The sequence below is a fragment of the Streptomyces sp. NPDC001135 genome, from assembly GCF_053598395.1.
The window spans coordinates 7,895-19,853 of the sequence record NZ_JBSFKD010000049.1; the positions used below are offsets into that span (position 1 = coordinate 7,895).

9 protein-coding genes, 1 tRNA gene and 2 pseudogenes are annotated in these 11,959 nt (G+C 74.0%); 8 read left to right on the forward strand and 4 right to left on the reverse strand.

Annotation, left to right across the window (positions count from 1 at the left end):
• Positions 1 to 181, forward strand: a pseudogene (locus ACWC94_RS38595) (hypothetical protein); the annotation flags it as partial.
• Here ACWC94_RS38595 and ACWC94_RS38600 read toward each other — a convergent pair.
• On the reverse strand, positions 103 to 1,548 hold the full coding sequence (locus ACWC94_RS38600; RefSeq protein ID WP_450801982.1) for a glyceraldehyde-3-phosphate dehydrogenase: 1,446 nt from the start codon (positions 1,546 to 1,548) through the stop codon (positions 103 to 105). The pseudogene ACWC94_RS38595 and the gene ACWC94_RS38600 overlap by 79 nt on opposite strands.
• A 184-nt stretch (positions 1,549 to 1,732) precedes the next feature.
• Here ACWC94_RS38600 and ACWC94_RS38605 point away from each other — a divergent pair, with 184 nt between their 5' ends.
• Positions 1,733 to 2,944 (forward strand): hypothetical protein, encoded by a 1,212-nt coding sequence (locus ACWC94_RS38605; protein WP_450801984.1) that lies wholly within the window; start codon positions 1,733 to 1,735, stop codon positions 2,942 to 2,944.
• 15 nt (positions 2,945 to 2,959) lie between these two features.
• Here ACWC94_RS38605 and ACWC94_RS38610 read toward each other — a convergent pair whose 3' ends face one another.
• Positions 2,960 to 4,123, reverse strand: a complete 1,164-nt coding sequence (locus ACWC94_RS38610) for a Cmx/CmrA family chloramphenicol efflux MFS transporter (RefSeq protein ID WP_450801985.1) — start codon at positions 4,121 to 4,123, stop codon at positions 2,960 to 2,962.
• Between the two features lie 358 nt (positions 4,124 to 4,481).
• On the opposite strand from ACWC94_RS38610, the gene ACWC94_RS38615 reads away from it, so the two are divergent.
• From ACWC94_RS38615 to ACWC94_RS38630, 4 genes are all read left to right on the forward strand, one after another.
• Positions 4,482 to 5,123, forward strand: coding sequence for a DUF998 domain-containing protein (locus ACWC94_RS38615; protein ID WP_450801987.1), 642 nt, complete (start codon positions 4,482 to 4,484; stop codon positions 5,121 to 5,123).
• 39 nt (positions 5,124 to 5,162) lie between these two features.
• Positions 5,163 to 5,483, forward strand: a complete 321-nt coding sequence (locus ACWC94_RS38620; protein ID WP_450801989.1) for a hypothetical protein — start codon at positions 5,163 to 5,165, stop codon at positions 5,481 to 5,483.
• 122 nt (positions 5,484 to 5,605) lie between these two features.
• Positions 5,606 to 6,430, forward strand: coding sequence for a PP2C family protein-serine/threonine phosphatase (locus ACWC94_RS38625; RefSeq protein WP_450801991.1), 825 nt, complete (start codon positions 5,606 to 5,608; stop codon positions 6,428 to 6,430).
• A 375-nt stretch (positions 6,431 to 6,805) separates the two neighbouring features.
• On the forward strand, positions 6,806 to 7,837 hold the full coding sequence (locus ACWC94_RS38630) for an MASE1 domain-containing protein (protein ID WP_450802044.1): 1,032 nt from the start codon (positions 6,806 to 6,808) through the stop codon (positions 7,835 to 7,837).
• Between the two features lie 36 nt (positions 7,838 to 7,873).
• Here the strand turns inward: ACWC94_RS38630 and ACWC94_RS38635 are convergent, their stop codons facing one another.
• Entirely contained in the window at positions 7,874 to 8,239 is a 366-nt protein-coding gene (locus ACWC94_RS38635; protein WP_450801993.1) for a hypothetical protein, read from the reverse strand.
• A 433-nt stretch (positions 8,240 to 8,672) separates the two neighbouring features.
• Between ACWC94_RS38635 and selA the strand changes: the two genes are divergently transcribed.
• Positions 8,673 to 10,010, forward strand: coding sequence for an L-seryl-tRNA(Sec) selenium transferase (gene selA / locus ACWC94_RS38640; protein WP_450802046.1), 1,338 nt, complete (start codon positions 8,673 to 8,675; stop codon positions 10,008 to 10,010).
• Positions 10,010 to 11,842: pseudogene (locus ACWC94_RS38645) on the forward strand (SelB domain-containing protein); the annotation flags it as partial. The gene selA and the pseudogene ACWC94_RS38645, both read left to right, overlap by 1 nt.
• A gap of 8 nt (positions 11,843 to 11,850) precedes the next feature.
• On the opposite strand, the gene ACWC94_RS38650 reads toward ACWC94_RS38645, so the two are convergent.
• Positions 11,851 to 11,943: transfer RNA gene (locus ACWC94_RS38650), tRNA-Sec, on the reverse strand.
• Positions 11,944 to 11,959: the final 16 nt, after the last annotated feature.

An 11,959-nucleotide genomic window follows, 5' to 3' on the forward strand; every position in this document is an offset into this window, starting at 1 on the left:
GCCCGAACTGATCCGGACCTCACTGGAGCGTGCCGGGCTGGCGGACGTGTGGAACGGCCGGCTGTTCCCCGCCACCACCGGTGACGGCTACGCAAGGACCCGTCAGACGGCCGTCGCCGGGTACGTCGGGTACTCCACGCCCGAGACGTGCTGGACGACCCGGACGACCTGGCAGGAGTAGCCGAACTCGTTGTCGTACCAGAGGTAGAGGATGGCGTTGTCGCCGTCGACCTTGAGGGCGCCGGCGTCCACGATCGAGGCGTGGCGCGAGCCGATGAAGTCGCTGGAGACCGCGTCGGGCGCCGTGATGAAGTCGATCTGGCGCTTGAGCGGCGAGGTCAGCGACACCTCACGGAGGTAGTCGTGGACCTCCTCGCGGGTGGCCTCACGGGACAGCTGCAGGTTGAGGATCGCGATCGAGACGTCCGGCACGGGGACGCGGATCGAGCTGCCGCTGATCTTCGCCTTCAGGTCCGGCAGGGCCTTGGCGACGGCGGAGGCGGCACCGGTCTCGGTGATCACCATGTTGAGCGGCGCGGAACGGCCGCGGCGCTCGGACTTGTGGTAGTTGTCCAGCAGGTTCTGGTCGTTGGTGAACGAGTGGACGGTCTCCACGTGGCCGCGCAGCACACCGTACTCGTCGTCCATCGCCTTCAGCGGCGGCACGATCGCGTTGGTGGTGCAGGAGGCGCAGGACAGGATCTGCTCGTCCGGCTTGATGGTGTCGTGGTTGACGCCGTGCACGATGTTCGGGACGTCGCCCTTGCCCGGCGCGGTCAGCACGACCTTCTCGATGCCGGGGCGCAGGTGCTTGGACAGGCCCTCGCGGTCGCGCCACTTGCCGGTGTTGTCGATGAGGATGGCGTCCCGGATGCCGTACTCGGTGTAGTCCACGTGCGACGGGTCGTCGGCGTAGATCACCTTGATCTCGTTGCCGTTGGCCACGATCGTGCTGGCGTCCTCGTCCACGGTGATCGTGCCCTGGAACTGGCCGTGGATGGAGTCGCGGCGCAGCAGCGAGGCGCGCTTGACGATGTCCTGGGCGCCACCGCCGCGGACCACGATCGCCCGCAGGCGCAGGCCGTTGCCGGACCCGGCCTTCTCGATCAGCAGGCGGGCCACGAGCCGGCCGATGCGGCCGAAGCCGTACAGGACGACGTCGCGCGGCTCACGGCGCTCGATCTTGTTCGCGCCGGTGGCGCCGGCGACGGCCTCCGCGGTGAACTCCGCCACGCTCAGGCCGCGGTCGTCGGCCTTGTAGGTGGTGGCCAGCATGCCCAGGTCGATCTGGGAGGGCCCGAGGTCGAGAGCGGTCAGGGCCTCGAGGAACGGCATGGTCTCGGTGACCGACAGCTCCGCGCCGGCGATCTGCCGCGCGAAACGGTGCGTCTTGAGGATGCTGACCACCGACTTGTTCACCAGGGAGCGGCTGTGCAGCAGGACGGTCACGTCCTGCTCGCGGTGCAGCTTCCCGATGAGCGGGATCATCGACTCCGCGATCTCCTCGCGGATCTTCCAGTTGGTGAACGAGTCGTCGTTGACAGTCACGGGTCCATCTTTCGAGCTAGGCAGCGCTCATATGGTAACCACACCCCTCAGGTGCCCCCCGAGGGGGTGGGCAGGTAAGGGATTTGCACCCATTCCTTGACCAATTCCTGAATCGGGGTGGAAGTACGTAAGAAACCCGGGTCGTGATTTGCACGTCTTACCTGGCGTGCCCAAGGTCAACAGAGTGAGCACCTCTTCCGTACCCCGGCCGCCCGAGTCGGCCGCCCCTTCCGGTCCCCTCCGCCGCCCCGGCCTGCCCAGGATCGCCCGGCGCGGGAGCCCCGAGGGCGCGCTGCCGGCCCTCGCCCTGTTCGCGGCCGTCCGGCTCGCCGGGGTCCTCGCGGTGATACTCACGAACGCGCTCAGGGGGCACCCGCTCCTTCGGACCCTGGCCCACTCCTGGGACTCCCGCTGGTACCTGCACATCGCGGCCCAGGGCTACGGACACAAGATCTGGATCACCCCGGAGGGCGCCGTCCAGAGCGACTGGGCGTTCTTCCCGCTGTATCCGGGGCTCATCAGGGCGCTGACCACGGTCCTGCCGTTCACCCCCGGCCAGGCCGCGCTGCTCATCGCCTGGGCCGCCGCGGGCGTGGCGGCGTACGGCGTGTACGTCATCGGCCACCACCTCTACGGCCGCGGGGTCGCCACCGCGCTGGTCGCCCTGTGGGCCGCCCTGCCGCACTCCGTCGAACTGACCATCGCCTACACCGAGTCGCTGTTCGCCGCGCTCGCGGTCTGGTCCCTGTACTGCGTGCTGAAGGGCCGCTGGCTGTGGGCCGGGACGCTGGCCGCGCTGGCCGGACTGTCCCGGCCGAGCGGTTTCGCGATCGCCGTGGCCGTCTCCCTCGCCGCCGGGTACGAGGCGCTGCGGCAGCGCGGCCGGGTGCCGGTGACCCTGTGGGTTGGTGCCGTACTGGCCCCGCTGGGCTGGCTCGGCTATGTGCTGTGGGTGGGCAGCCGGATAGGAGACGTGCTCGGCGGCTACTTCAAGGTGCAGAGCGCCTGGGACTCCCGCTTCGACTTCGGCGTCGGATCGGCGCGCTTCGTGAAAGCCCTGCTGCTGCACGGCGGGGGCGTCGTCTACCCGGCGGCCCTGGCGATCGTCGCGGTCGGCGTACTGCTGTTCGCGCTGCTGTGCCTGGAACGCGCCCCGCTGGTCCTGGTGGTCTTCGCCGGGGTCCTGATCCTGCTCGTGGTGGGCGGCTCCGGCTCCTTCTCCTCCAAGCCGCGGTTCCTGCTGCCCGCCTTCCCGCTCCTGTTCCCCATGGCCCGCGCCCTGGCCCGCAGTTGGCGGCAACGGCCGGCCCACGCCGTGGTCGTCTACGGCGCCCTGACCGTCGTGTCCCTCTTGTTCGGCGCCTATGTGACGGCGGTGGCCCGCTCCCCGCTGTGAGCCACCGCCGGCTCGTCACCCGGGCTGCCGCTCCCGCCCGCCACGGCACTCGCCGCCGAGGACGGCGAGTGCCGTGCCCACCAGCAGGGCGCTGATCCAGACCGGTGAGCGGTAGCCGAGCCCGCCGCCGATCGCGGCGCCGCCCAGCACCGGACCCAGGGCGGCGCCGGCGTTCAGCGCCGACGTCGCGAACGCGCCCGCGAGCGACGGGGCGTCCGTCGCCTCGTACAGCACGCGGGTGATCAGCGTCGCACCGACCCCGAACGCCAGGAGGCCCTGGAGCGGGACGAGGAGGAGGGCCGCCACGGTGTGCCCGGCGGCCAGCGCGAGCAGCAGCCAGCCGGTGAGCAACGCGGACCCGCCCGCGGCCAGGACCGGCAGCGGCCGCCGGTCCGCCAGCCGGCCCGCCGAGGTCACCCCGGCGAACGCGCCGGCGCCGAACAGCGCCAGCACGGCCGGCACCCACCGCGCCCCGAGCCCGGTCACGTCCGTGGCCAACGGCGCGAGGTAGGTGAAGGTGCAGAAGGTCGCGCCGTTGACGAGCGCGGCGAGACAGGGCGTCAGCAGCAGCCGGAGCCGGCGCAGCGCCCGCAGTTCCTCGCGCAAACCGGTGCCGGTGCCGTCCGGCTCGCCCCGGCCACCCGGCACCGAGCGGGCGATCGCAGCGAGCGCGGGCGCGGAGATCAGGGCCACCGCCCAGAACGCCGAGCGCCGGCCCAGCACTTGACCCAGCGCGGCGCCCGCCGGCACGCCCACCACACACGCGAGCGTGGTGCCGCCGAGCAGGACCGAGGTGGCCCGCCCCTTGGCGTCCGGCGCGACCATGCCGGTCGCCGCCACGAGCCCGACGGCCAGGAAACCGGCGTTGGCCAGGGCCGCCAGCACCCGGGTGGCCAGCAGCACGCCGAAGTCGCCGGTGAGCGCACCGACGAGATGGACGACCAGGAACACGCCGAGGAACACCAGCAGTGACCGCCGCCTCGGCCGCCCCCGGCCCAGCAGCGCCATCAGCGGCGCTCCCACGATCATGCCGACGGCGAAGGCGGACGTCAGCGTGCCCGCGGCGGGCACCGAGACCCCCAGGTCCCGGGCGATGTCCGGCACCAGGCCGGACACCGTGAACTCGGAGGTGCCCTGGGCGAAGACGGCCAGCCCGAGCAGGTACAGAGCGAAAGGCATCAGAACTCCACACACCGTGTCGTGGACGGACAGCGGGATGCGGATCGACGGTCCGGTGCCGGCGTACGACGCGGGGCCTCAACGCCCTTGAGGGCGGAAGCCGTTACGGCCTCGTGGGAGAAACGACGAGAACGCCACCGGACCGCCGGTGGCTAGCGCCTGGATGCCTCGGGACTCGACATGGGGGTCACGCTAGCGCTGGAGCGCACCCGGGTGCCACCCGGTTCACGGCCCGTCCGGCCCCGGCGGGTGCCGGGGGATGCCCGTACCAGGGATGCGGGGGCCTGCCGCAGTGTGCCGCTCGCCCGCCTCGTGATCGGCTTGCCGTGACACGGGTCGGGGGCAGGGAGGCGAACGGATGCGGGACAGGATCGGGCGTGCGGCGTGGGCCACGGGGGCGGCGCAGTTCTTCGTGTGCCACGGCCTCACCGAGTCGGTGTGGGCACGGCCGTACAGCTGGGCGCGGAACAACATCAGCGATCTCGGCAACGCGCGCTGCGCCTGGCAGGCAGACCCCGAGCCGCGGTACGTCTGCTCTCCCCGCCACGCCCTGATGAACACCTCGTTCGTCACCCTCGGCGTGCTCCTCGTCGTCGGCGTCGTGCTGACGGCCTCGCTCTGGCGGCGCGGCACCGCGGCGGTTCTGTGCCGGTTGCTGCTCGCGGGGGCCGGCGCCGGGTTCGTCCTGGTCGGGCTCGCGCCCGCGGACGTGCTCGAGAACCAGCATGTGCTCGGCGCCCTGCTGATCATGGCGACGGGCAACACGGGCCTGCTGCTGGCCGGATGCGTTCTCGCCGACGGCGTGCCGCGCCTGTTGCGGTGGGGCAGCGCGGTGCTGGGCGGTGTCGCTCTCGTCGCCTTTGGGCTCTTCCTCTCCCACCACTACCTCGGCCTCGGCATGGGAGGCATGGAGCGGGTCGCCGTGTTGCCGATCCTGGTGTGGACGGCCGCCGCCGGCCTGCACGGGCTGATCCGCGGGGGCGCCGTGCGAACGCCGTGAATCGGGGTAGGCGGGGGGACGCCCGAGGAAAGGACCGTCATGACGACGTACGTGATCAGCGTTCCCGGCACCTTCACCGCGGATGTCGGGCCCGACACCCGCAGCCGCCTGGCCACGGCGCTCAGGCCCGCCGACCCGCACGGCACCCGGATGGGCAACGCCGAGGACCTCGACGTGCTCAGCGTCAACGAGGACAACACCTTCACGCTCCGCCTGACCGTCGAGGCGGACACCGGCCCGCACGCCGAGGAGGAGGCCCGCCGGCTCGCCGGTTCCGCCCTCCGGGGCGCGGGACTGGACGAACGGAGCGCACCGCTGGGACCTGCCGTGATCACCGGTATCGATTCCGAGGTGCGCTGACCGGGAACCGTACCGCGACCCGTTCGCAGGGTGAGATCTTCCGATATAGGTAAAATCGAGGCGTTTGCCGAACATGCAGGCGGCCGGTCCAGGGAAGGCCACCGCCCCGCCGGAAGTGATCGATGCCCCGCAAACGCCCCCCGGACGAAGGCGACGAGCTGCTGGCCAGGCTCGGCTCGCTCACCGCCCAGGCCCGCGAGCGCGCGGAGCTGCAGCGCACCCGGGTCGAGCTGGCCATCGCCCTGCAGCGCGGCATGCTCCCCCGGGACCTGCCCACCGCACCGGGCCTGCACCTCGCCGTCCGCTACGCACCGGCCAACCTCGGCCTCAACGTGGGCGGCGACTGGTACGACGCCTTCACCCTGCCCGACGGCCGGATCGGGCTGTCCATCGGCGACGTCCAGGGGCACAACATCGAGGCCGCCGCCTTCATGGGGCAGGTGCGCGCCGGGCTGCGTGCCCTCGCCTCCGTCACCGGTGAGCCGGGCGAACTCCTCGCCCGCACCAACGACCTGCTGGTCTCGCTGGGCAGCGAACTGTTCGCCACCTGTACCTTCATGCGCCTGGACCCGGACACCGGAGTGCTGGAGAGCGCGCGGGCCGGCCACATCCCGTTCGTCTGGGCCACGGCGGACGGCAAGTCCGGCGTGGTCGACGAGGAGGGAGGGCCGCCGCTCGGCATCGACAGCGGGATGCAGTTCCCGGTGAGCCGGCACCGGCTCACCACCGGCGGCGTGTTCGTGCTGCTCACCGACGGCGTGGTGGAGGGACCCTCGCTGACCGTCGAGGACGGCCTCGACCAGGTGGTGCGCCTCGCCGGGATCGCCGCCGTCGCCGGCCTGGAGGCCCATGCGCTGGCCGCCGCCGTGATCAAAGGCGCCGAGAGCATCGGGCACGAGGACGACGCGGCGGTCCTCGTCGTCGGCCTGGACGGAATCCACACCTGACCCACCCGGCCGCCGGGCCACCGCGACAATGGCCCCGAGCCGTCGCCGGACGCGGCAGCGGCCCTCATGACGGCGGTTCCGGGCTCGGCGTTGTCGCGCACCGGTTGCCTGCGGCTGTGCTGAGAGGGGGGCCGGGGACGGGCACTGTCGCGTGCGTCGGACCCCGTGCCGACCGCGGCGGCCGGGCCTCGTGCCGACCGCGGCGGCCGGGCCTCGTGCCGACCGCGGCGGCCGGGCCTCGTCGGGACGGGCCCCGGTCCCACGCCGACCGGGTCGGTCCGCCGCGGCCCGGGCGGGGCGGGGATTCAGCCATAGGGCCGGACGGCACCGGCTCTCGCCTCGCCGACCAGGGGCCGCCGGTGTGAGATGGCTGCTGTGGTGGGTTTCGAGGTTCTGCGCCGGCCGGGCGGCTACGCCGTTCAGGTGCTGGCCGTCGCCGCCTGCTACTACGCCGCCGCCCGGCTCGGACTCCTGCGCGAACTCACCGTCGAGGGCGCCGTCGTCACCCCCATCTGGCCGCCGACCGGAGTCGCCGTCGCCGCCCTGCTGATCCTCGGTCTGCGCTGCTGGCCCGGCATCACGATCGGCGCCTTCTTCGCCGTGATGTCGATCACCAGTTTCCGCCCCGACGTGCTGATCACCGTTGCCGGCCAGACCGGCGCACCGGTGTGCGCGGCGCTCCTGCTGCGCCGCGCCCGCTTCCACCCCGACCTCGGCCGGTTGAGGGACGGCATCGCGCTGGTGTTCCTGGGCGCACTGACCGCCACACTCATCAGTGCCACCGTCGGCGTCGGCCTCCTCGTCCTCACGGACAAGCTGAACGCGGCCGACTTCTGGCTCGTCTGGCTGGCCTGGTGGGTGGGCGACGCCATGGGCGTCCTGATCGTCACCCCGCTCCTGCTGTTGCTGCGCCGCGTGCGCTGGCCACCGCCCCTGACCCGCTGGAAGGAGGCGACCGCGCTGACCGTCGTCGCCGGCTGCCTGGTGCCGTTTGCGGTCTACAGCACGGTCAGTCTGCTCTTCCTCGTCTACCCGCTCCTCATCTGGACCGCCCTGCGCTTCCAGCTGGTGGGCAGTGTGCTGTCCGCGCTGCTGACGTCCGTGCTGGCCACCGTCGCCGCGACGGACGGCGTCGGCCCCTTCGCCGGGCTGAGCCGGATCGAGGTCATGGCGAAGCTCCAGGCGTTCAACGGCTCCATGGCCCTGACCGCGCTCCTGCTGTCCGCGCTGATCACCGAGCAGCGCAACACCCGGCGCTCGGTGGAGCTGGCCTGCCAGGAACTGGTCGAGGTACTGGAACACCTCACCGCCGGCGAAGCCCCGCCGCCCCGGCCGCAGCCGGACGCCGGGAACGCCCGGAGTGCCGAGAACACGGACGGCCCGGCCTGGCCGGCCGGGCCGACGTGACACGCGAGGGGGGAGCAGGGGGGCCGTGGTCCCGCGTCACCGGCCGGAGCGGTTCACCGGTCCCTGGTCGTCGCCGTCCGGCTTCCCGGGGGCCCTGCGTGACGTGGCGTCCCGGTGCTTCGGCGGATGTGCGGCGCCGGTGGCGCCGGTTCGGCCCCCGCCGGTCGTGCCGTAGCCGCCCGGGATGCCCGGCGGCAGGTCCGCGGCGGCCTGGGCCTCGCTCATATGGCGGCGGGCCCGGATCCCCGCCCGGCGCTCCGGGTACGGGTGGTCGAACGGCTGGGCGGCGGCGCGCTCGCGCTCCGTCTCGCGCCGGCGGTGCGCGCCGCGCTCGGCGGTCGCGGCCCTTTCGGCCTGCCGACCGCGGTCCTCGTCGTCGTGCGTGCGGTCCTTGTCGCTCATGCGGCGCCGGGTACCCGGGCGGTGCCCGGTGCCCACACCTCTCCCGGCGTGTCGAACGGCTGGTCCGGGGCACTCCGGGGCACTGGGAGACGATGGGCGCAGCCCGGACGGGCCCGGGCCGGACCGGAGGGACAGCGGCGGCATGGAGCAGCGGACGGCGAGCGCGGCCGAGCAGCGAGCCGGGGCGGCCCAGCCCGGCTCGTCCGCCCCGCAACGACGCACCGGCACGACGGCAGGGCCACGGGACCACACCGCACGGGCGCCGGGGGAATCCGTGCGGCCGTCGGGGGACTGTGCACGGCCGTCGGGGGACTCCGCACGGTCGCCGGGGGAGTCGGTACGGCCACCGGAGGGCTCTGCGCGGGCGGCGGAGGACTCCGCACGGCCGTTGGAGGAGTCCGGACAGCGGCCGGAGGAGGACTCCGTACGGCCACTGGAGGATCCCGCACGACCACCGGACGGCGCCGACAAGCGCCGTCGCATTCCGCGTACCGACCACCTGCTGCGCGACCCCCGGCTGGCCGCGGCCGTGGACCGGCTCGGCGGCGGCGCGGTGAAAGCCGCCGTACACGAGGCGCAGGAGCGGGCCCGCGAGGGAGGCATCCCGCCCGAGCGGGTGCTGCAGACCGCTCTCGCCCTGCTGCCCGGTACCGCGAGCGGCCTGCGCCCGGTGCTCAACGCCACCGGGGTGCTGCTGCACACCAACCTCGGCCGGGCCCCGCTGTCCGCCGCCGCCCGGCAGGCCGTGCAGGAGGCCGCCGGGCCCACGGACGTCGAACTGGACCTGTCGACCGGCGTACGCGCCCGCCGGGGCCGCTCCGCCCTCGCCGCCCTGCGCGAGCGGGTGCCGGCCGCCGGAGCGGTGCACGTCGTCAACAACGGCGCCGCCGCGCTGGTGCTCGCCGCCACCGCCCTCGCGGCCGGCCGGGAGATCGTCGTGAGCCGGGGCGAGATGGTGGAGATCGGGGACGGGTTCCGCCTGCCCGACCTGCTCGTCGCGACCGGCGCCCAGCTCCGCGAGGTCGGTACGACCAACCGCACGACCGCCGCCGACTACGCCACCGCGATCGGACCGGACACCGGGTTCGTGCTCAAGGTGCATCCCTCCAACTTCCGGATCACGGGCTTCACGCGGTCCGCCGAGATCTCCGAACTCACCGGTCTCGGCGTCCCGGTCGTCGTCGACATCGGCTCCGGGCTGCTCGCCCCGCATCCGGCGCTGCCGGAGGAACCCGACGCCGAGACACAGCTGCGCGCGGGCGCCTCGCTCGTCACCGCGAGCGGCGACAAACTGCTCGGCGGACCCCAGTGCGGACTGCTGCTCGGCGACCGGGACCTGGTCCGCGCCCTCGCCCGGCATCCGCTGGCCCGTGCCCTGCGCGTCGACAAACTGACCCTGGCCGCGCTGGAGGCCACCCTCTCCGGACCGCCCACCCCGACCGCCGTCGCCCTCACCGCCGACCCGGCCCGCCTGCGCGCCCGCGCCGACCGGCTGGCCGAGAGCCTCGCCGCCGACGGCATCGACGTACGGGCCGTCGAGTCCGCCGCCACCGTCGGTGGCGGCGGAGCACCCGGGGTCACCCTGCCCAGCGCGGCCCTCTCCCTGCCCGAGCCGTACGCCGCCGCGCTGCGCACCGGCCGCGTCCCGGTCGTCGGACGCCTGGAGGCGGGCCGCTGTCTGCTGGATCTGCGGGCGGTGCCCGAACAGGACGACGCACGGCTGGCCGATGCCGTGCGCTCGGCCCGGCCCGCGGGGGAAGGACGGCCGTGATGCGGGTGCTCGCCACCGCCGGCCATGTCGACCACGGCAAGTCCGCCCTGGTACGGGCCCTCACCGGCATGGAACCCGACCGCTACGAGGAGGAGCGCCGCCGGGGACTCACCCTCGACCTGGGCTTCGTGTGGACCCGGCTCGGCCCGCACGGGGACCATCTGGCCTTCGTCGACGTCCCCGGACACGAACGCTTCGTACCCACCATGCTGGCCGGCGTCGGACCGGTGCCCGCCGTGCTGTTCGTGGTCGCCGCCGACCAGGGCTGGCAGCCCCAGTCCGAGGAGCACCTGGCCGTACTCGACGCGCTCGGCGTCCGGCACGCCGTCCTCGCGGTGACCCGTAGTGACCTCGGCGACCCCGAACCCGTGCGCGGCGACGCCGTCGAACGGCTGTCCCGGACCTCCCTCGGCAAGGTGCCCGCGGTCGCGGTGAGCGCGGTCACCGGCGCCGGACTCGACGAGCTGCGCGATGAACTGACCAGGCTGGCAGGTGAGTTGACGGATCCCGACCCCGACGCCGACGTACGGCTCTGGCTCGACCGGGCCTTCACGGTGCGCGGACACGGCACCGTCGTGACCGGCACCCTGGGCGCGGGCACCCTGCGCGTCGGCGACCGGCTGGTCACCGGGGACGGTACGGCCGTCCTCCGGGTGCGCGCGCTGCAGACCCTGCAGGAGGAGCGGACGGAGGTCAGCGGAGTGGCCCGGGTGGCGGTCAACGTCCACGGACCGGGCGACGACGGCCTGCGCCGGGGCCTGGTGCTCCTGACCCCGGACCGCTGGCTGAGCAGTGCGGTGATCGACGTCCGGGTCACCGGTGAGCCGGTCGCCGACCTGCCCCGCTCCGTCACCCTGCACATCGGCACCGCCGCCGTACCGGTGGCCGTACGCCCGCTGGGCGAGGACACGGCCCGGCTCACCCTCGCCCGGGGCCTGCCCCTGCGGGTCGGCGACCGCGCGGTGCTGCGCGAACCCGGCGGCAGCCGCATGCCGTGCGGCGTCACGGTCCTCGACGTACGACCGCCCCGGCTGGCCCGGCGCGGCGCCGGCCGGGCCCGCGCCGCGGAACTCGCGGGCATGACCGGCCGCCCCGACGGCACCGCCGAACTGCGCCGCCGCAAGCTGATCCGGGGAGCCGACCTGCGGGCGATGGGCGTCCCGCCGCCTTCCGCACCCGAGGGGCAGGACCCGGCGGACACCGCCGGCACGGGGACCGGTGAGGCGCGCGTCCCCGTCCACGCCGCCGGGGACTGGCTGGCCGACGCGACGTACTGGAACGCCCTGAAGGACCGGCTGGCCGCCGAGGTCGGCCGGCACGCCCTCGCGCACCCGCTGGAACCCGGCCTGCCCGCCGAGGCGGCCCGTCGGCTGCTCGGCCTGCCCGACCGCACCCTCGTCGACGCCCTGGCCGAAGCGGCCCCCCGACTCCACGCCCGCGGCGGCCGGTTGTACCCCTCGGACAGTCGCCGCCCCGCTCTCCCCCCGCCCGTCCAGGCCGCCGTGGACGCGGTGTGCGACGACCTCGCCCGTACGCCGTTCCGCGCCCCCGAGGCCGGTCGGCTCGCCGAACTCGGCCTGGACCGCAAGGCGTTGGCCGCCGCCGTCACCGCCGGTGCCCTGCTGCGGATCGCCGACGGGATCGTGCTGCTGCCCGGCGCCGACACCGAGGCCGCCGCCGTGCTGCGTGCCCTGCCCCAGCCGTTCACGCTCAGCGAGGCCCGGCGAGCCCTGGACACCACCCGCCGGGTGGCCGTACCGCTGCTGGAGTTCCTGGACGCCCGGGGGCACACCGAGCGCGTCGACGACCAGCGCCGGCGGTGCCGTTCGGACGCGGTGAACGGAGGCGGACGGGAATCGAACCCGCCGGCCCGAGATCCTCGAGCCCCTCGGTTTTGAAGACCGGGAGGGCCACCAGGCACCCACACGCCTCCACCGCTCGTCAGGCTA